18 protein-coding genes are annotated in these 18111 nt (G+C 69.6%); 10 read left to right on the top strand and 8 right to left on the bottom strand.

The genetic code is table 11. The features are described from left to right. Positions 1–43 precede the first annotated feature (43 nt). Both HFL01S_RS01460 and HFL01S_RS01455 read right to left on the bottom strand, forming a co-directional pair. Entirely contained in the window at positions 44–1297 is a 1254-nt protein-coding gene (locus HFL01S_RS01460; protein ID WP_066253588.1) for a DUF3108 domain-containing protein, read from the bottom strand. Next, positions 1294–2172 carry an IclR family transcriptional regulator gene (locus tag HFL01S_RS01455; protein WP_084383014.1) on the bottom strand — a complete coding sequence of 293 codons (879 nt, stop codon included), beginning with the start codon at positions 2170–2172 and terminating at the stop codon, positions 1294–1296. The genes HFL01S_RS01460 and HFL01S_RS01455 overlap by 4 nt, the downstream gene beginning before the upstream one ends. Positions 2173–2317: 145 nt before the next feature. On the opposite strand from HFL01S_RS01455, the gene HFL01S_RS01450 reads away from it, so the two are divergent. The 5 genes from HFL01S_RS01450 to HFL01S_RS01430 all read left to right on the top strand — a co-directional run bounded on the left by HFL01S_RS01450 (position 2318) and on the right by HFL01S_RS01430 (position 8433). Then, positions 2318–3331 carry a fumarylacetoacetate hydrolase family protein gene (locus HFL01S_RS01450; protein ID WP_066253585.1) on the top strand — a complete coding sequence of 338 codons (1014 nt, stop codon included), beginning with the start codon at positions 2318–2320 and terminating at the stop codon, positions 3329–3331. A gap of 97 nt (positions 3332–3428) precedes the next feature. After that, complete coding sequence (locus HFL01S_RS01445) at positions 3429–4922, top strand: DUF4178 domain-containing protein (RefSeq protein ID WP_066253582.1); 1494 nt, start codon at positions 3429–3431, stop codon at positions 4920–4922. Positions 4923–4961: 39 nt separating this feature from the next. Further along, a complete protein-coding gene (locus HFL01S_RS01440; protein ID WP_066253581.1) occupies positions 4962–5183 on the top strand; it encodes a DUF350 domain-containing protein in 222 nt (73 codons plus the stop codon). Positions 5184–5294: 111 nt separating this feature from the next. Beyond that, positions 5295–6851: a polyamine aminopropyltransferase gene (locus HFL01S_RS01435; RefSeq protein ID WP_066253578.1), complete on the top strand. Its 1557-nt coding sequence runs from the start codon at positions 5295–5297 to the stop codon at positions 6849–6851. Between the two features lie 7 nt (positions 6852–6858). Further along, entirely contained in the window at positions 6859–8433 is a 1575-nt protein-coding gene (locus HFL01S_RS01430) for an FAD-dependent oxidoreductase (RefSeq protein ID WP_157538729.1), read from the top strand. Positions 8434–8448: 15 nt separating this feature from the next. On the opposite strand, the gene HFL01S_RS01425 is transcribed toward HFL01S_RS01430, so the two are convergent. From HFL01S_RS01425 to HFL01S_RS01410, 4 genes are read right to left on the bottom strand one after another with little or no spacing between them, the layout of a single operon-like run. After that, positions 8449–8832: an S-adenosylmethionine decarboxylase family protein gene (locus HFL01S_RS01425; RefSeq protein ID WP_066253574.1), complete on the bottom strand. Its 384-nt coding sequence runs from the start codon at positions 8830–8832 to the stop codon at positions 8449–8451. A gap of 3 nt (positions 8833–8835) precedes the next feature. Further along, on the bottom strand, positions 8836–9270 hold the full coding sequence (locus tag HFL01S_RS01420; protein WP_066253571.1) for a VOC family protein: 435 nt from the start codon (positions 9268–9270) through the stop codon (positions 8836–8838). 12 nt (positions 9271–9282) lie between these two features. After that, entirely contained in the window at positions 9283–9660 is a 378-nt protein-coding gene (locus HFL01S_RS01415) for a hypothetical protein (protein WP_066253568.1), read from the bottom strand. 38 nt (positions 9661–9698) lie between these two features. Next, positions 9699–10085: a TraR/DksA family transcriptional regulator gene (locus HFL01S_RS01410; protein ID WP_066253565.1), complete on the bottom strand. Its 387-nt coding sequence runs from the start codon at positions 10083–10085 to the stop codon at positions 9699–9701. A gap of 207 nt (positions 10086–10292) precedes the next feature. Here HFL01S_RS01410 and HFL01S_RS01405 point away from each other — a divergent pair, with 207 nt between their 5' ends. Genes HFL01S_RS01405 through HFL01S_RS01395 form a run of 3 tightly spaced genes read left to right on the top strand, consistent with a single transcriptional unit; the run spans position 10293 to position 13540 of the window. Next, positions 10293–11132 carry an enoyl-CoA hydratase/isomerase family protein gene (locus tag HFL01S_RS01405; protein ID WP_066253562.1) on the top strand — a complete coding sequence of 280 codons (840 nt, stop codon included), beginning with the start codon at positions 10293–10295 and terminating at the stop codon, positions 11130–11132. A gap of 23 nt (positions 11133–11155) precedes the next feature. Further along, the gene (locus HFL01S_RS01400) at positions 11156–12232 is read left to right on the top strand and encodes a PhaM family polyhydroxyalkanoate granule multifunctional regulatory protein (RefSeq protein ID WP_369407708.1); all 1077 of its coding nucleotides are present in this window, start codon (positions 11156–11158) and stop codon (positions 12230–12232) included. A 24-nt stretch (positions 12233–12256) separates the two neighbouring features. Beyond that, the gene (locus HFL01S_RS01395; RefSeq protein ID WP_066253559.1) at positions 12257–13540 is read left to right on the top strand and encodes an FIST signal transduction protein; all 1284 of its coding nucleotides are present in this window, start codon (positions 12257–12259) and stop codon (positions 13538–13540) included. Here the strand turns inward: HFL01S_RS01395 and HFL01S_RS01390 are convergent. Both HFL01S_RS01390 and HFL01S_RS01385 read right to left on the bottom strand, forming a co-directional pair. Then, a complete protein-coding gene (locus tag HFL01S_RS01390) occupies positions 13521–14327 on the bottom strand; it encodes a ProQ/FinO family protein (protein ID WP_066253557.1) in 807 nt (268 codons plus the stop codon). The two genes, HFL01S_RS01395 and HFL01S_RS01390, sit on opposite strands and share 20 nt — an antisense overlap. A gap of 79 nt (positions 14328–14406) precedes the next feature. After that, positions 14407–15138 (bottom strand): helix-turn-helix domain-containing protein, encoded by a 732-nt coding sequence (locus HFL01S_RS01385; protein ID WP_066253554.1) that lies wholly within the window; start codon positions 15136–15138, stop codon positions 14407–14409. A 127-nt stretch (positions 15139–15265) separates the two neighbouring features. Between HFL01S_RS01385 and HFL01S_RS01380 the strand changes: the two genes are divergently transcribed. Both HFL01S_RS01380 and HFL01S_RS01375 read left to right on the top strand, forming a co-directional pair. Then, complete coding sequence (locus HFL01S_RS01380; RefSeq protein WP_066253552.1) at positions 15266–16108, top strand: hypothetical protein; 843 nt, start codon at positions 15266–15268, stop codon at positions 16106–16108. Between the two features lie 35 nt (positions 16109–16143). Then, positions 16144–18099 carry an MFS transporter gene (locus tag HFL01S_RS01375; RefSeq protein WP_066253546.1) on the top strand — a complete coding sequence of 652 codons (1956 nt, stop codon included), beginning with the start codon at positions 16144–16146 and terminating at the stop codon, positions 18097–18099. Positions 18100–18111 lie beyond the last annotated feature (12 nt).

The following is an 18111-nucleotide window of genomic DNA, read 5'->3' as shown; positions in this document are numbered from 1 at the left end:
CGAAGTTTCAAGATGCGTGTGTTTTTCGGCACAGTTCTGCGCTTCACTGCAGCTGGGGCTGGCCCGAGGGTAAGGCCTGCAGCACCGGAAGGTCCTGCAGGACCATGTCCAGGTAGTCGCCGTTGGACTCGGTGATGCGGATGCGGCCGGGCAGGTGGGCGTGGTCCGGCATCAGCCAGACCTCCACCTTCTTGTCGAACTCCTTGCGCGGGCTGCGGGTGAGTTTGACCACCCGTACCTCGCCAGCGGGCAGGGGTTCGGTAGACCGGGCGCCGACCTGGAACAGCCAGATCTCGGCGGTGGTCACACTGGTGACTGGCAGGCGCAGCGACTGCCCTTCGGAGTAGGCGTCCGGGCGGGCATTGAACAGGGCGGCCAGCTGGAAGTTCACCGACAGCCAGTCCTGGGCGCCGGGCAGCAGCTTGGCATCCGGCGCGTTGTTGCTGAAGCGCAGCCGCTGTCCTTCCCGGTCGAAGTGCGCGGCCCGCTCGCTGCTGCGGCGCTGGTCGGTGAAGCGGTCGGGCACCAGGCCCTTGGTATTGAGCAGGCCCTTGCTGCTCTGCGTCAGCACGGTGAACACCAGCACGCGCACAGTCAGCCTGGCCTCGTACTGCCGACCGTCGTTGGACCATTCCAGCTGCGCAGAGCCGTTGTAGGTCTTGCCCTTGGAGAGGGAGGTGGCGTTGAAACGCAATTCGGTGCCCGGCGGCGGCAGGGCCGGCGGCAGGCCGGCGTCGGCCAGTCCCGCGCCCTGGCCCTGGACCGTGCTGGCGGCGACCTCGGTGGCCGGGGGCAGGTCCGACACCGGGGCTGGTGGGTTGGCGGGCGTGGCTTCGACCGGCGGTGGGGCGGGCGGTTCCGGTGGTGGCGCCACGGCCACTTCGACCGGTGGGGGCTCGGCCGGCGGTTCGGCGGGGGGCTCCTCCACCGCCGCTTCCACCGGCGGCGGAGGCGGCGGTTCGACCACCTTGGGCGGCGGGGGAGGTGGCGGAGGCGGAGGTGCCGGTTCGGGCGCCGGCGGCTTGGGCAGGATCCAGCGCACGCGGCTGGTGCGCACGGGCGGCGGCAGCTCCTCGCTCAGGGCGGCGGCCAGTTCGGGTGGTGGCGGCGCGCCAGTCGCATCGGGTGCGCTCGCGGGATCGGAGGCGGTGGCCTTGAACATGTCCAGCGACAGTCCAGACAGGCCGCCGCTGAGCAGGCTCAGGTGCGCCAGCAGCACGCCTGCGCCCAGCGCGAACAGCACGCGCCGGCGTGGTGCCGCGCGCTCGACGGGGAAGTGCGGCACGGCAGCGGTCATGGCGTTGGCCGGTGGCCCAGATCGTCGCTGAGCTGGCGGGCGCAGCGCCGCAGCGCCTGGGCGGGGGCACCGTTCCAGTCGGTGTCCAGCGTTGCCACCGAGCCCAGCACCACCAGGCCCAGCGCCAGGCGGCCCTGGGCGTCGAACACCGGCGCGCAGAAACCTCCCACGCCAGGCAGCAGGCTGTGCACCACGCGACCCAGGCCCTGGGCCCGGGTTTCATCGAGCAGGGCCTGGACATCCTGCAGCGTCTGCGGCACGTCTTCCAGCGGCAGGCCGTTGCGCGGCAGTTTCTTCACCCGGGCCAGCTCCTCGCGGATCATGGGCGCGATGCGCTGGGCGTCGCGCCCCTCCTGGCCCATGAACGCGGCAAAACAGCGCCCGGTGGCCGAGGTCAGCAGCGGCATCACGTCGCCCAGGCGCAGGGTGACGGGCACGGTCTGCGGGGCCTCGGCCCAGTGCACCATGGTCGGCCCCTGGTTGCCCCAGACGGCAATTGCCAGCGTGTGGCCGGTTTCGGCCAGCAGGGAGGGAATGCGGTCGCGCGCCAGCTTCACGGCGTCCAGCCGGCTCAGGCTGGCCAGTCCCAGGCGCAGCGAGGCCGGGCCCAGGTCGTAGCGGGTGCTCACCGGGTCCTGCATCACCAGGCCCATGCGCTGGAAGCTCACCAGGTAGCGGTGGGCCTTGGCAGCGCTCATGCCGGCGGCGGCAGCCAGGTCGCGCAGCATCAGCGCACCGGGGGCCTGGGACAGGGCGTTGAGCAGCTCGAACCCAACCTCGACCGACTGGATGCCCGCGCGCAGGTGCTCGGTGTCCGTTTCGGGAGTGTCGCGTCGGTGGGAGGCCTCGGAGGCAGGGTTTTTCGCGGCGGGCATCGGAACAACGTCGGGAGCGCTGGGGTGGAATGAGGGGCTTTCACACGCAAATGTGCGCCGTGAACTAGAATGCGATTTTTACGTATAGGTTAACGAATTTCACTATTCGTAATCATGTAAACCCCACAACCCGCAGGAGACTCGCATGAAACTCGCCACCTACAAGGACGGCTCGCGTGACGGACAACTGGTGGTCGTCTCGCGCGACCTGACGACCGCCCATTATGCGACGGGCATCGCCACCAGGCTGCAGCAGGTGCTGGACGACTGGAACTTCATGGCGCCCCAGCTGCAGGATCTTTACGTCACGCTCAACCAGGGCAAGGCGCGCCACGCCTTCCCGTTCGACCCGGCCATGTGCATGGCCCCGCTGCCGCGCGCTTACCAGTGGGCCGACGGTTCGGCCTACATCAACCACGTCGAGCTGGTGCGCGCCGCCCGCAACTCCGAGGTGCCGGCCAGCTTCTACGAGGACCCGCTGATGTACCAGGGCGGAAGCGACGACTTCATTGGCCCGCGCGACGACGTGGTCGTGCCCAGCGAGGACTACGGCATCGACTTCGAGTCCGAGATCGCGGTCATCACCGGCGATGTGCCGATGTGCTCCACGCCCGAACAGGCGCTGGATGGCGTGCGCCTGCTGATGCTGGCCAACGACGTGAGCCTGCGCAATCTGATCCCGGCCGAGCTGGCCAAGGGCTTTGGTTTCTTCCAGAGCAAGCCGGCCACCGCGTTCAGCCCGGTGGCCGTGACGCCCGACGAGCTGGGCGACGCCTGGCAGGGCGGCCGCGTGCACCTGACCCTGCAGAGCACCTGGAACGGCCGCAAGGTCGGCATGTGCGACGCCGGCCCCGACATGACCTTCCACTTCGGCCAACTCATCGCCCACATCGGCAAGACGCGCAACGTGCGCGCCGGCTCCATCGTCGGTTCGGGCACGGTGAGCAACCGTGGCGTCGAGGTCGACGGCAAGAAGGACTGGCCCAAGGGCTATTCCTGCATCGCCGAGAAGCGCGCCATCGAGTCCATCCTGGACGGCAAGCCCTCGACCGAATTCATGAAGTTCGGCGACACCATCCGCATCGAGATGAAGGGCAAGGACGGCCAGAGCATCTTCGGCGCCATCGAACAGAAAATCGTTCCTCTGGCCCGGAGCTGAGCCGCTCGCAGCGCACTTATGATCGGCCGCACCATGCAAACGGTGCGGCCGATTTCTTTTGTCCTGCGCGCGACGGCCGCGGCCGTCGGAGGGCGCCTTGGCTGAGGGCGCCCAGCGCCGCTACGAAGCGCCGTGCCCGGGTTGCGGTGCGCCGGTGCCGTTCCAGAGCGCCCAGTCCACCCACGCCGTCTGCGCCTACTGCCACTCCAGCGTGGTGCGCCAGGCCGACGCGCTGGCCCGCCTGGGCCGCATCGCCGACGAATTCACCGACTACAGCCCGCTGAAGATCGGCGCCACCGGGCAGTGGCGTGGCAAGGCCTTCACCCTGGTGGGCCGCCTGCAACTGGGCAACGCCGCGGCACGCTGGACCGAATGGCAGGCGGTGTTCGACGACCAGAGCCTGGGCAGCCTCAGCGAGGACAACGGCAGTTTTGTCTTCAGCGTGCCGCGCAAGGTCTCGGGCAGCCTGCCGGCGTTCAAGGACTGGCGCGTCGGTCGCAGCCACGCGCTGGGCGGCGAGACCTTTGCGGTCAGCGCGGTCACCGAGGCCGCTGTCTTCGCGGCGCAGGGCGAGCTCTCGCACCTGCCCGAGCCCGGCAAGGTGTTCGGGGTGGTCGAGCTGCGCAACGACGCTGGTTCGGTCTGCAGCATCGACTACGCCAGCGAGCCGCCTGCGGTCTGGCTGGGCGCGCAGGTCCCGCTAGACGATCTGAAGCTCTCGGGGCTGGCCGGCGACTCGGTGCGCAAGGACGAGGGGCGGCACTTCAACTGCCCGAACTGCGCGGCGCGGCTGGAGGTCAAGCTCGACACCACCAAGAGCATGAGTTGCCCCTCGTGCGATGCGCTGATCGACCTGTCGGCCGGCATCGGCGGCGAGCTCAAACACGCGATCCAGGACGAGCCGGTGCGGCCGCTGATCCCGCTGGGCACGGTCGGCCAGCTGCGCGGCGCGTCCTGGCAGGTCGTGGGCTACCAGCACCGCTCGGGCGCCGAGCCGGGCGAGGACGAGGTGTTCGGCTGGCAGGAGTACCTGCTCTACAACCGCAAGGAAGGCTTCCAGTTTCTGGTGGACGCCGAAGACGGCTGGAGCCTGGTCAAGCCCGCCACCGGCGCGCCCAAGGTGGCGTCCGGCGGCAAGACCGCCACCTACCTGGGCAAGCGCTACCAGCTGCAATACAGCTACCGCGCCGAGACGCAGTACGTGGCCGGCGAGTTCTACTGGAAGGTCGAACGCGGGCAGACCACCGAAAACTCGGACTACGCCAGTGGCCAGCACTTGCTGTCGCTGGAGAAGTCGCGGGACGAATGGACCTGGTCGGTCGGCGAGCGGCTGGACAGCGCCACAGTGGCCAAGGCGTTCAAGCTCGACCAGAAGAAGGACCTGTTCAAGCGCGGCGATGCCACGCCCCTGAGCAGCGACGGCTGGTCGGTCGGCAAGGTAGTCCTGTTCGTGGTGGCCGTGCTGATCGTGGTGATGATCGAGCGGGGCTGCGACGACTGCGATCCCCAGGTCGAGAACTGCAGCTCCACCTCCGGCCGCTGGGGCGGCGGCTCCTACGGCGGCAGCTCCAGCGGCGGCTGGCACAAATGAGCGCCGGATTGGCAAACGTTTTACGACAGGAGAAACAAGATGGACATTGAATGGCTCAGGCCCGCGGCGTTTCTGGGGTCGATCCTGTTCGCGCTGATCGGCGTGGTGGTGTTCTGGATCAGCTTCATCGTGATCGACAAGCTCACGCCCTACGACCTCTGGAAAGAACTGGTCGAGAACCGCAACATGGCGCTGGGGCTGGTGGTCGCGGCGATGTCGCTGGGCACCTCGATCATCGTGGCCGCCGCGATCAGTGGATGACCCCCCCGCGCCGCCTGCGGCGTCACCCCCCAGGGGGCGTCGTCTGCGACCCGGCGGAGCCGGTTCCGCGACGACCTTGCGTGAACGCTCGCGCTGGCGCGCTTGCCTGCGATGACCTCTGTTTCTGAACCCCCACGCCACACCCCCGGCCCGGTCGAGATCGCGCTGCTGGCCAGCGTGTTTCTCGTGGCCGCCTGCGGCCTGGTGTACGAGCTCGCGGCGGCGGCGCTGGCGTCCTACGTGCTGGGCGACTCGGTGCTGCAGTTCTCCACCGTCATCGGCACCTACCTGTTCGCCATGGGCATCGGCAGCTGGCTTTCGCGCCACATCGAGCGCCAGCTGCCGGCGCAGTTCCTGCGCATCGAACTGCTGATCGCGCTGATCGGCGGTCTGCTGCCGGCGCTGCTGTTCCTGGCCAACGCCTACCTGCCCGGGGCCTTTCGCGGGCTGCTCTACGGGCTGGTGCTGCTGGTGGGCACGCTGGTGGGGCTGGAAATCCCGCTGGTGATGCGCATCCTGCGCCGCCACGTGGTGCTCAAGGACCTGGTGTCGCAGGTGCTGACCTTCGACTACCTGGGCGCACTGGCGGTGTCGATCGCCTTCCCGCTCTGGCTGGTGCCGCAGCTGGGCCTGGCGCGCACTGGTCTGCTGTTCGGCCTGATGAACGCGGCCGTGGCCTTCTGGGCGCTGTGGCTGTTCCGTCACGAGATCCGCGCTCGCGCGGCGCACGCGGCGTCGGCCGTGCTGGTGCTGGCGGCGCTGCTGGTGGCCTGGGCGCTGGCGGACCGCATCACCACCGCCGCCGAAGACCGTTTCTTTGACGACAAGGTGGTGCTGGCCGAGACCTCGCCCTGGCAGCGCATCGTGCTCACGAACGGTGCCCAGGGCCACCGCCTGTTCCTCAACGGCAACCTGCAGTTTGCTCAGAGCGACGAGTACCGCTACCACGAGGCCCTGGTGCACCCGGTGATGTCGGCCTACGCGCGCGGAGGCGGCGCGCCGCGGCACGTGGCGGTGCTCGGCGGTGGCGACGGCATGGCGGTGCGCGAGATCCTGCGCTACCCCGGTGTGGAGCAGGTGACCCTGGTCGAGCTGGACCCAGCGATGACCCGGCTGTTCTCCAGCGATCCGGCGCTGCAGCGGCTCAACGGTGACGCGCTGCGCTCGCCGCGCGTGCAGATCGTCAACACCGACGCCTTCCGCTGGCTGGAGGAGGGCACCGAGATGTTCGACGTGATCGTGGTCGACTTTCCCGATCCGACCAATTTCTCGGTCGGCAAGCTCTACACCCAGTCCTTCTACGCGCTGCTGTCGCGTCGCCTGTCGGCCAGCGGTTTCGCCGTGGTGCAGACCACCTCGCCGCTGGTGGCGCGCCAGAGCTACTGGACGGTGGCGACCACCATCGAGGCCGCCGGGTTGCGCACCGCGCCGTACCACGCGCACGTGCCCAGCTTCGGTGAGTGGGGCTTCATCGTCGCCAGCCACCGGCCGTTCACGCCGGCCGTCACGCCGCTGCCCGAGGGCCTGCGCTTCCTCACGCCCCAGACCCTGCCGCTGCTGTTCGATTTCCCGGCCGACATGGCGCGGATGCCCACCGAGGTGAACCGCCTGTCGAACCAGGTGCTGGTGCACAGCTATGAACACGAGTGGGGAAAGGTCTCGAAGTGAAGGGCCCATGGCACTGACGCGGCGCGACTGCCTGGGCTGGCTGGGCGCGTCGGCGGGGGCGGGCCTGCTCGGCTGCCAGCCGGCGCCGAGCGAGGTGACGGGCGGCTTCACCGGACCCGACCCGGTGCGCGGCCACCGCTGGCGCGATGCGGCCCAAGCCACACCGGCCGAACAGCGCCGCGCCGACGTGTTGGTGCTGGGCGGTGGCGTGGCGGGACTGGCGGCGGCGCGGGCGCTGACGATGGCCGGCATCGACGACTTCGCGATGCTGGAACTGGAACCCGAGGCCGGCGGCAATGCGCGCGCCGGGCGGCTGGGTGGTCTGGCCTGTCCGCTGGGCGCGCACTACCTGCCCGTGCCCTCGGACGACGCGCCCGAGCTGCAGGACTGGCTGGAACAGATCGGTCTGCGCCAGCGCGTGGCCGGCCGCTGGGTTTACGACGAGCGCCACCTCTGCCACAGCCCGCAGGAGCGGCTGTACTGGAACGGCGCCTGGCACGACGGCCTGCTACCGCTGGACGGCGTGGCGGCGTCCACGCTGGACCAGTACCGGCGCCTGAGCCGCCTGATCGACGAGGCCCGGCGCGCGCAGCGCTACGCCATGCCGGCCGTGCGCTTGCCCGTGACCGACGCCGTGCGCGCGCTCTGGGCACAGAGTTTTGCGCAGTGGCTCGATGGCCACAGCCTGAACGACCAGCACATGCGCTGGTACCTCGACTACGCCTGCCGCGACGACTACGGCGCCGGCGCTTCGGCGGTGTCGACCTGGGCCGGTATCCACTATTTCGCCAGCCGCCACGGCTTTCCCGCGCCGGGCGAGGAGGGCGAGGCCGAGCCGCTGCTGACCTGGCCCGAGGGCAACGCCTGGCTGGTGCAGCGGCTGGCGGCGGGGCTGGGCGAGCGGCTGCACACCGGGCAGGGCGTGCTGCACGTGCGTCCGGGGCGCGAGGGCGTGGCGGTCGACAGCCTGTCGATGGCCGACGGGCGGATCACCCGATGGCAGGCGCGCGCCGTGGTGGTGGCGCTGCCGGTGTTCATTGCGCGGCGCGTGATCGATCCGCTGCCGCCGGTGGTGGCGGCGCGGGCGGCGGGTCTGCAGCTGGCGCCCTGGGCGGTGGTCAACCTGCGGCTGGACGACGCACCGAAAGACCGGGGTGGCGCGCACCCGGGCTGGGACAACGTGACCTACGGCAGCGCCGGTCTGGGCTACGTCGACGCCAGCCACCAGTCGCTGCAGCGCGTGGCCGGGCCGCGGGTGTGGACCTGGTACCTGCCGCTGGGCGACGAGCCGGGAGCACGCCAGGCGCTGCTGGCGCAACCCTGGACCCACTGGCGCAACCGTGCGCTGGCCGAGCTGTCGGTGCCGCACCCGGACCTGCCGGCGCTGGTGCGCGAGGTGGCGGTGACGCGTTATGGCCACGCGATGGCCATCCCGGCGCCCGGCTCGCTGTACGAGGGGCCGTGGCACGATGACCGGCTGGCGTTTGCCCACGCCGACTGGGCGGGCTATTCGGTGTTTGAAGAGGCCTTCACGCGCGGCCACCTGGCCGGGCAACACATCGCGCGGCGCCTGCGCGGCTGATCGGTCCTGGGAGGGTCAGGCCGAGGGCGCCGCGCCGCGTTCGACCGCACGCCGCAGCGCCTCGTCCGGCTCGAACAGCGCCAGCAGCGCATCCATCAGCTGCTGCGCACGCGCCGAGTGGTCGGCGCCGAAGTTGCAGACGTACACGTCCAGGCTCACGCTGCGCGACTCGGGCCAGGTGTGCACGCACAGGTGCGACTCGGCCAGCAGCACGGTCGCGGTGACGCCGCCCGGGCCTTGCGGTGTGTCAGGAAAGCGGTGCCCCAGTTGTGCCACCGCCTGCAGGCCGCTGTGTTGCACCCGCTGCACGCAGGCGGCCAGCAACCGGTCGGCGTCGGTCAGCCAGGCCATGTCGCAGTGGCAGCCGCGCAGATCGGCGGTCAGGTGCAGGCCGTTCACGGGTCAGCTGGCGAAGATCGCTTCGGTGCTGGCGAAACCCTTGACCTCGATCGGGTTGCCGAAGGGGTCGCAGAAGAACACGGTCCATTGCTCGCCGGGCTGGCCCTCGAAGCGCACCTGCGGTGGCAGCACGAAGTCCACGCCCGCGGCGGTCAGCCGATCGGCCAGCGCGCGCCACTCGGGCAGCAGCAGCACCAGACCGAAGTGCGGCATCGGCACCAGATGCTCACCCACGCGGCCGGTGCGCGTCGTCTTGAAGGGCTCGCCCAGGTGCAGCGAAATCTGGTGGCTGAAAAAGTCGAAGTCGACCCAGGTGTCGGTGCTGCGTCCTGCGGTGCAGCCGAGCACCCCGCCGTAGAAGCGCCGGGCCTCGTCCAGGTCGGTGACGTGGAAGGCGAGGTGGAACAGGCTTCGGGCGGGCAGGGTGCTGGCGGTCATCCGCGCAGGATATCAGCGCTGTGTCGGGTCAGCGGCCTTCTGGTCGAACTTCAGGAAGTACTGGCGCGCCATGGCGACCAGTTGCGGGTCACTGGGGTGGTCGCTGTTGACCACGTCGACCACGGCCTTGTCCACTGCGTGCGCGTTGTGCTTGCACCAGTCGCGGAACTCGATCTTGGCGTTGGCCGGTCCGGTCAGCAGCACCTCGGACACACCGTCCAGCGAGGCGGCGATGGCCCTGAAGAAGTCCTTGTCGGCGCCGACGTGCCCATGCTTGGGCGTGTGCTGCTGGCGCGCCTTGACTCGCTGCGCCTCGATGTGCTCCTTGTCGAACATCAGCACGTGGGCCTGGCTGTGGTCCATCCAGACGACGGCGTGGAATGTGGTCATGCAAAGTTCTCCTGAGAAAAGTGAGGATGGAAAAAAGATCAGTAGCCGGCCGGCTTGGTGGCGCCGCTGGCCTGTTCGGCCTTGTCCTGGCAGGCCACGCAGCGCAGGGCCACCGGGTTGGCGTGCAGGCGCGCTGTGGCGATGGACTGACCGCAGTCGGTGCACAGGCCGTAGCTGCCGTCGGTCACGCGCTGCAGCGCCGCGTCGATGGCGACCAGTTCGGCCGACTCGCGCTCTTCCATCGCAAAGGCCAGGTCGCGTTCGGCATCGGCCTGCGCCCAGTCGTCGCTCTCGGTCTCGCGCGCATTGGCCGCCGCCTCGGCGCGGCCGATCTTGCCGCCGCGCTGCGCCCGCAGCTGCGCCAGCACGTCGGCGCGCAGGGCCTGCAGCTGCTGTCGGAAGGTGTCGGAAATGGGTGTGCTCATGGGGTTCTCCTCGTGTGTGGGTTCTGGGGCTGTCGGGTCCTGAAGACCACGGTTTCATGGTGCGCCCGAGCGTGTGCACCCGCCTTGATCGGCGTCAAGCCTGCCGCCGTTCGGGCGGGTTGACAAGGGGAAATCCCCGGCGGAAAACGCCGCATTCCCCCGCAGAATCGGCGCCTTCACTTTCAAGAATCTGCAGGAGAAACAACGATGTCCGCTGTCGACTACAGCCGCTACCAGACCCTCGACATCACGCGCCGCGGCCCGACCGTGGACGGCGTGCCCTCGGTGCTGGACATCCGCATGAAGGCCGACGGCCCCGGCGGCAACGGCAAGCTGCCCACGGCCGGCCACGAGGGCCACTGGGAACTCAGCGAGATCTGGCGCGACGTGGGCCGCGACGACAGCGTGCGCTGCGCCGTGCTGCGAGGCAGCGGCATGGGCTTTTCGGGCGGAGGCGACCTGGCGCTGGTGCAGGACATGGCGACCGACTTCGAGGTGCGCACCCGGGTCTGGAAGGAGGCGCGCGACCTGGTCTACAACGTCATCAACTGCGACAAGCCCATCGTCAGCGCCATGCACGGCCCGGCCGTGGGGGCCGGCCTGGTGGCGGGCCTGCTGGCCGACATCTCGATTGCCGCCAAGAGCGCCAAGATCGTCGATGGCCACACCCGCCTGGGCGTGGCGGCGGGTGATCACGCGGCCATCGTCTGGCCGCTGCTGTGCGGCCTGGCCAAGGCCAAGTACTACCTGATGCTGTGCGACCCGATCAGCGGCGAGGAGGCCGAGCGCATCGGCCTGGTGTCGCTGGCCGTCGACGACGACGCGCTGCTGGACAAGGCCTATGAGGTCGCGGATCGACTCGCCTCGGGCAGCCAGACCGCCATCCGCTGGACCAAGTACTCGCTCAACAACTGGCTGCGCCAGGCCGGCCCGGCCTTCGACACCTCGCTGGCGCTCGAATTCATGGGTTTTGCCGGGCCGGATGTGCGCGAAGGTGTGGCATCCTTGCGCGAGCGCCGCGCGCCGCGTTACGGCGCCGACACCTGACCACGTTCCAACAGGAGACCGCCATGAGCGACACCAGCGGATTCGGCAAGTTCGTCCCCGGTTTTGAGTTCCTGCAGAACCTCGCGGGGCAGGCCGCTGGCGGTGTGGCGCAGGGTCTGGGCAAGAGCCTGCCGCAGATGCCCAACCTGGGCCACTGGGTGGCGCCGACCTTCAACGTCGAAGACCTCGAAAAACGCATCGAGGAACTCAAGGCGGTGCAGTTCTGGCTGGACCAGAACGCCAAGGCCCTGGGCGCGACCATCCAGGCGCTGGAGGTGCAGAAGATGTCGCTGGCCACACTCAAGGCCATGAACTTCAACCTCGGCGATGTGGCCAACGCGCTCAAGGTCAAGGCGGCCGAAACGGTGTCCGGTTTCACGGGCAAGGTGCCGACGCAGTTCGCGGGGCTTGAGATTCCCGAGCGCACCTACGGCAATGCCAGCGCCGCGCCAGAACCGGAGGCCGAGGCCGAGGCCGAAGAGGAACCTGAAGAGGCCCCGCCCACTCCGAAGAAAGCGCGCAAGCCCTCCGCCCGCCCGCCGGAGGCGCCCGCTGCTGCGGCGCAGGGCATGGTCGACCCCATGGCCTGGTGGGGCGCGTTGTCGCAGCAGTTCCAGCAGATCGCCAGCACCGCGATGAAGGACATGGCCAAACAAGGGGCGCTTGACGCCACGCGCAACGTGGCCAGCGGACTGACCGAACAGGCGGTCAAAACGGCCACCGGCATGGCCGCCAAGGCCGGTCGTTCGGTGGGCGACACCGTCGGCCGCGCGGCCGGCATGGGCTCTGCGGCGGTGCGCGCGGTCACCGGCGGCTCGTCGCCTGCGGAAAAGCCGGCGACCGCCAGAAAGCCTGCACCGAAGACCCGCCGCCCCGCACCCAAGAAGGTGGCAGCGAAGAAACCGGCCACCAAGGCGGCAACCGCCGCCCCCGCGCAGCCCCTGGGCGCGGGCGACTGGCCCATGCCCACCGCGTTCTTCCCCGGCTTCCTGCCGGCGTCCGGTGCGGCTGCGAAAAAGTCGCCTGCCGCCAAGGCTCCTGCGGCCAAGAAGACCGCTGTGCGCAAGACCGCCGCCAAGAAGGCACCGCGCCGCCGCTGAACGCCGAGAAAGTCTGCCACTGCTATGAAGCTGTTTCCCTACGCGCACGCGACGCACCCGCAGTGGCGCATGGCCGCCGCCCTGGTGCTGGCCCAGCTGCGCGCGCAGATGGCCCTGCCGGCCTACGCGGCCACGCCCTCGCTCGGTCTGCTCTACATCACCGACCACTACGCTGGCCAGGCGCAGGCCATCCTCGATCACCTGAGCGCCGAGCTGCCCGAGATCACCGACTGGTCCGGCACCGTGGGGGTCGGCATTGCGGCCAACAACGTCGAGTACTTCGACGAACCGGCGCTGGCGGTCATGCTCTGCGACCTCAGCCCCGACCAGTACCGCGTCTTCAGCGGTGTGGCGCCGCTGCCCGCCAGCGGCAGCGAACCGTCGGGTTTTGTCGCGCACACCGCGCTGCTGCACGCCGACCCCGGCGCGCACGACCTGGGCGAGCTCATCACCGAGGTCGCCGACCGCACGCAGTCGGGCTATGTCTTCGGCGGCCTGGTGGGCAGCCGCTCGGCCAGCGTCCAGTTCGCCGCCAGCAGCGCCGGCCACCTCCAGGGGCAGGGGGCGGTGGGCGGGGTGTTCAGCGGAGGTATCAGCGGTGTGGCCTTCGGTCCGGATGTGGAGCTGGTCTCGCGCGTGACCCAGGGCGCACAGCCGATCGACCGCGAACGCACGATCACCGCGGTCGAGGGCAACCTGGTGCTGGAACTCGACGGCGAACCCGCGCTGGACGTGCTGCTGCGCGAGCTGGGCGTGTCGCTGGCGCAGCCGCAGCAGGCGATGGAGCGGCTGCGCCGCACCCTGGTCGGTCTCACGCTGCCGCAGCACCTGCTGGCCGATGCACCCGCGCAGCGCCATGCGCGCGGCCAGTTCGGTCCGGAGGTCATGGTGCGCCACATCATCGGGCTGGACCCGGCCCGCCACGGCGTGGCGGTGGCCGAGCACCCGCCCCTGGGCGCGCGGCTGGCCTTCTGCGAGCGCCACATGCAGGCCGCACGCGCCGACCTGATCCGCGTCTGCAGCGAGATCCGCGAAGAGCTGGAACCCGAGACCCTGGGCGTGGGCACCAGCATGGTGGCGGCCGATCCCGAGCCGGTGGTCGCGCGCCACATCGTTGGCGCCATCTACGTCAGTTGCTCGGGCCGCGGGGGTCTGCACTTCGGTGCGCCCAGCGCCGAGCTGCAGATCGTGCGCCGTGCGCTGGGAGACGTGCCGCTGGTGGGCTTCTTTGCCGGCGGCGAGATCGCACACCAGCAGCTCTATGGCTACACCGGTGTGCTGACGGTGTTCACGGCGCCGGCGGTTTGACGGTGGCCTGACGCGCCCGCGCGCGTTCGAGCGAGCGGTTGGCGTCGAGCACGTGCAGGCCGTACATGTCGGCGAACTCGTTGATGCCCTTGCCGCTGGCCTCGAAGGCGCGCAGCAGCGCGTCTTCGCGGGCAGCGCGGGCGCTGACCTCGGCCAGCGCGTCGCGGCTGATCTGGTTCACCTCTTCGTCGCGGCCGTGCACGCGCTGCAGGTACTCGTCGGGTGAGAGGCCCGAGGCCTCATAGGCCTTGAGGATGCGCTGGCGCAGCTTGGGGCGCAGGTCCTCGCGGCTGCGCGCGCCGCGGCGGCGGAACACCTCGATCAGCGCGTGGTGCACCTGCTCGGGCGTCAGCGCCTCCACCGGTTGGCCGCTCAAGTCGTGGCGCTGCTGGCCCGAGGCGATCACCGTGAGGTAGCGGGTGGACCGCGCGTGCAGCGCCAGCGCGGCCTTCAGGCTGTCCTTCTCCAGCACCCCGGGGTGGGCGGCCAGCAGGTCTTCGAAGATGCCGCGCTTGAGGGGCAGCGGTGTCTCGCCGAACAGCACTGGGCAGAGCGAGGCCAGCTGGTCCAGCACGGGGTGCTGGCGCGCAGGTGCCGCCTGGGCGGGCCGCTCGGCGTTGGCCGGGCGCTGCGGGCGCCGGCCGCCATTGCGACCACCTGCGTTGCGGCCCTCGCGGCGGCCGTCGTTGCGGCGCGGTGCCTGGGCGGGGGCTGCCGCCGCAGCAGGGTTTTCGGCGGGCGCCGCAGCGGCGTTGTCGGGCGTGTCGTGGTCGGCGGAAGCGGTCATGTCGAAGCAGAAATGAAACAGCCCGGGTTCCGGGCAAGCCCGACATCATGCCAGCCCGGCCGCAGCGCGGGCTGAGCGGTCAGCGGCGCAGCACGCTGAACGCTTCAAATTCCCAGCTGCGCATGGCCAGCACCAGCGTGTAGCCCTCGCGGTCCTTCTGCGCCAGCTTCTGGTCGGTCTGGTGCTGCTGCGCGAAGTCCTGCGCCACCTTCTGCAGTCTTTCAAGGAACACCGGCGCCAGGGCGCGGCTGACCGAGCCGTGCACCAGCATCAGGCCTTCGCCCGCGCCGTCGAAGCCGCCTGCGAAGTAGTCCAGCAGGGCGTGCTCGCGGAAGTAGTTCATCACCGGCCCGTGCGGCCGCCAGCGGAAGGTCTTGGCCAGCTTCAGGCGGTAGCGGTTGAGCGGGCGCAGCTCGATGATGCCGATGCGGTCCAGCTGCGCGAGGTACTTCACGCACTCGGCCTCGGTGAGCCGGTAGGCCGCGGTGATCTGCTCCAGCGTCCATTGGCTCAGCACGCAGATCGCCACCAGCAGCAGCTTCTTGTCGGCCACCACGGCGCGCTCCTGCTCGGCCGTCATCTCCTTGAGCAGGGGCTGCGCGTCGGCCACACGGCGGGCCAGCTCGGCGAAGTCGATCTTGAGCGCGCGGCAGATCTCGTCCACCCGCGAGAGCGACATGTCGCCCTTGGCCAGCATGCGCTTGACGCTGGACTCCGCCATGCCAAGTGCCTGCGCCAGGTCGGCGTAGGTCATCTGCGCGGCCTTGAGTTCCTTCTTGATCGTTCCGACGAGGTCGAGGGTGGTGCTCATGCGGGTCGGGTACCGCATTGCGATACCAATGGTGAAAAGGAAGGCCACTGTATCGCACGGTGCGCCCAATCCAAGGGGGCGGCCGGGACACTGTGCCCGCTGTTTCACCGATCCAGGAGTTCCTTCCATGCGCCTTCCCGCCGTTGCCCCTTCTCCCGCCTTCGGGCGCTGGGCCGCCGCCCTGCTGCTGCTCTGGCTGCTTGCGCTGACCGCCGGTCCTGCGCTGGCAGAGGCCTTGGGCCTGGCGCTCAACGCCCACGGCCATGCGCAGCTGCACGCACACGGCCACCCTTTTGTCGATGCGCGCACCCTGCTGGGCATTCCGAACGCGATGGACGTGCTGACCAACGCTCCGCTGGCACTGGCGGGCCTCTGGGGCCTTCTGATGTTGCGGGGCCGTGCGTTGCCCGCCGCGACGCAGCAGGCCGCCTGGGTGTTCTTTGCCGGCTTGGTGGCCACCGGCTTCGGCTCGGCGGGGTACCACTGGGCACCCGACGCCGCCGGCCTGGTCTGGGACCGCCTCGGCATGGCGGTGACCTTCGCCGGTGTGCTCGCTCTGGCGGTGGCTGAGCGCGTGGGTCAGGCGCCGGCGAGGCAGGCATTGCGCGTGCTGCTGCCGATCGCTGTGCTCTCGGCCATCCTGCCAGCGTCCAATGGCAACGTGATGCCTTGGGCCGTGGTGCAGTTCGGCGGCATGGCACTCATCGTCTGGCTGGCGCAGCGCAAGCCAGTCGCTGGCGCTATCGGCATCCGCCTGGGTGTGCTGATCGGCCTTTACGCGTTGGCCAAGCTGCTGGAGCTGGGCGACGAGGCCGTGTTCCGCGCGACCGCCGGCACCGTCTCCGGCCACAGCCTCAAGCACCTGGTCGCGGCCCTGGCGGCCTGGCCCGTCATCGCGGCGTTGGTACCTGGCCGCACGAGCGGATCGCCGGACGCCCTGCGGCAGAATGCAGCGGGCCGCGCCGCGTGAACCCCACCCGCAGGACCCCACAGGAGGAGACCCGAATGTCCACCCCGCAAGCCGCGATGAACGCCGACACCGGTGCACACGCCGCCCACAGCAACCAGTTCGCCCTGCTCACGCAGCGCCGCTTCGGCCCCTTCTTCTGGGTGCAGTTCCTGGGCGCCGGCAACGACAACGTCTTCAAGTTCGCCTTCACCGTGATGGTGACCTACCAGCTGCAGGTGCAGTGGCTGCCGGCCTCGATGGCCGGTCTGGTCATCGGCGCGCTGTTCATCCTGCCCTTCCTGCTGTTCTCAGCCACCAGTGGCCAGCTGGCGGACAAGTACCCCAAGGAGGTGCTGATCCGTTTCGTGAAGAACCTGGAGATCGCCATCATGCTGCTGGCCGGCTGGGGCTTCATGCAGCAGAACGTGCCGGTGCTGCTGGGCTGCGTGTTCCTGATGGGGCTGCACTCCACGCTGTTCGGGCCGGTCAAGTTCGCCTACCTGCCACAGCACCTGAACGAGCGGGAACTCACCGGTGGCAACGGCATGGTCGAGATGGGCACCTTCGTCGCCATCCTGCTGGGCAACGTCGCGGGCGGCCTGCTGATCGCGCTGCCCCTGGTCGGCCCGAGCTACGTCGCCGCGGCCTGCCTGCTGCTCGCGCTGCTGGGCCGGGTGCTGGCGCAGGCCGTGCCGGTCTCGCCGGCCACCGACCCGGCGCTGCAGATCAACTGGAACCCCTTCACCGAAACCTGGCGCAACCTCAAGCTCGCGCACGGCAACGTGGTGGTGTTCCGCTCGCTGCTGGGCATCAGCTGGATGTGGTTCTTCGGCGCGGTGTTCCTCGCCAACTTCCCGGCCTTCGCGCGCGACACGCTGCACGGCAACGAGCAGGTCGCCTCGCTGCTGCTGGTGGTGTTCTCGGTCGGCATCGGCGTGGGCGCGCTGCTGTGCGAAATCCTGAGCCGCCGCCATGTGGAGATCGGCCTGGTGCCGATGGGCGCGATTGGCATGACCGTGTTCTCGGTCGACCTCTACTTCGCCTCGCGCGGCCTGCCGCCTTCGACCGTGTCGCTCACGCTGGGCCAGTTCCTCGGCGAGCCGGCGCACTGGCGCGTGCTGGCCGACCTCGCGCTGCTCTCTCTGTTCGCCGGCATCTACAGCGTGCCCATGTACGCGCTGATCCAGATGCGCAGCCAGCCCACGCACCGCGCCCGCATCATCGCGGCCAACAACATCCTCAACGCGCTGTTCATGATCGCCAGCTCGCTGCTGGCCGGCGCGCTGCTCAGTGCGGGTTTCACCATCAGCGAGTTGTTCCTGGTCATCGGCCTGGCCAACGCGGTGGTGGCGTTCTACATCTTCATGCTGGTGCCCGAGTACCTGTTGCGCTTCGTGGCCTGGATCGCCTCGCGCTTTGTCTACCGCTTCAAGGTCACCGGCGACCTGAACATCCCGACCGAGGGCGCAGCGGTGCTGGTCTGCAACCACGTCAGCTTCGTCGACGCCGTGCTGCTCATGGCCGCCAGCCCGCGCCCGATCCGCTTCGTGATGGACCACCGCATCTTCAAGGTGCCGGTGCTGGGCTGGCTGTTCAAACTGGCCAAGGCCATCCCTGTCGCGCCGCAAAAGGAAGACCCGGCCGCCTACGAAGCCGCGTTCCGCGAGTCGGCGAAGGTGCTGCGCGAAGGCGATCTGCTCGGCATCTTCCCCGAAGGCGCGATCACCAAGGACGGCACGCTGCAGCCCTTCAAGGGCGGGATCATGAAGATCCTCGAAACGGCCCGGGCAGACGGCGTGAAGGATGTGAGCGTGATCCCGATGGCGCTGACCGACCTCTGGGGTTCCTACTTCAGCCGAATCGAACTCAGCGGCGGCCAGCCGACCGCGATGGTCAAACCGTTCCGGCGCGGGCTGTTCAACCGCGTGGGTCTGAACGTGGGGGAGGCGGTGGCCGCTGAGCGGGTGACGCCGGAGAGCTTGCGGGAGCGGGTGGCGGGCTTGCTCGGATAATCGCCGGCACCT

The organism is Hydrogenophaga flava NBRC 102514 (genome assembly GCF_001571145.1).
Classification (GTDB): Bacteria; Pseudomonadota; Gammaproteobacteria; order Burkholderiales; family Burkholderiaceae_C; genus Hydrogenophaga; species Hydrogenophaga flava.
This window is presented reverse-complemented; position numbering and strand designations above follow the sequence as displayed.

Excerpts from the sequence above, each read along its gene's own strand:
- HFL01S_RS01460 (WP_066253588.1), bottom strand. The coding sequence starts at position 1,297 with ATGACCGCTGCCGTGCCGCACTTCCCCGTCGAGCGCGCGGCACCACGC.
- HFL01S_RS01455 (WP_084383014.1), bottom strand. The coding sequence starts at position 2,172 with ATGCCCGCCGCGAAAAACCCTGCCTCCGAGGCCTCCCACCGACGCGAC.
- HFL01S_RS01450 (WP_066253585.1), top strand. The coding sequence starts at position 2,318 with ATGAAACTCGCCACCTACAAGGACGGCTCGCGTGACGGACAACTGGTG.
- HFL01S_RS01440 (WP_066253581.1), top strand. The coding sequence starts at position 4,962 with ATGGACATTGAATGGCTCAGGCCCGCGGCGTTTCTGGGGTCGATCCTG.
- HFL01S_RS01435 (WP_066253578.1), top strand. The coding sequence starts at position 5,295 with ATGACCTCTGTTTCTGAACCCCCACGCCACACCCCCGGCCCGGTCGAG.
- HFL01S_RS01430 (WP_157538729.1), top strand. The coding sequence starts at position 6,859 with ATGGCACTGACGCGGCGCGACTGCCTGGGCTGGCTGGGCGCGTCGGCG.
- HFL01S_RS01420 (WP_066253571.1), bottom strand. The coding sequence starts at position 9,270 with ATGACCGCCAGCACCCTGCCCGCCCGAAGCCTGTTCCACCTCGCCTTC.
- HFL01S_RS01415 (WP_066253568.1), bottom strand. The coding sequence starts at position 9,660 with ATGACCACATTCCACGCCGTCGTCTGGATGGACCACAGCCAGGCCCAC.
- HFL01S_RS01410 (WP_066253565.1), bottom strand. The coding sequence starts at position 10,085 with ATGAGCACACCCATTTCCGACACCTTCCGACAGCAGCTGCAGGCCCTG.
- HFL01S_RS01405 (WP_066253562.1), top strand. The coding sequence starts at position 10,293 with ATGTCCGCTGTCGACTACAGCCGCTACCAGACCCTCGACATCACGCGC.
- HFL01S_RS01400 (WP_369407708.1), top strand. The coding sequence starts at position 11,156 with ATGAGCGACACCAGCGGATTCGGCAAGTTCGTCCCCGGTTTTGAGTTC.
- HFL01S_RS01395 (WP_066253559.1), top strand. The coding sequence starts at position 12,257 with ATGAAGCTGTTTCCCTACGCGCACGCGACGCACCCGCAGTGGCGCATG.
- HFL01S_RS01390 (WP_066253557.1), bottom strand. The coding sequence starts at position 14,327 with ATGACCGCTTCCGCCGACCACGACACGCCCGACAACGCCGCTGCGGCG.
- HFL01S_RS01385 (WP_066253554.1), bottom strand. The coding sequence starts at position 15,138 with ATGAGCACCACCCTCGACCTCGTCGGAACGATCAAGAAGGAACTCAAG.
- HFL01S_RS01380 (WP_066253552.1), top strand. The coding sequence starts at position 15,266 with ATGCGCCTTCCCGCCGTTGCCCCTTCTCCCGCCTTCGGGCGCTGGGCC.
- HFL01S_RS01375 (WP_066253546.1), top strand. The coding sequence starts at position 16,144 with ATGTCCACCCCGCAAGCCGCGATGAACGCCGACACCGGTGCACACGCC.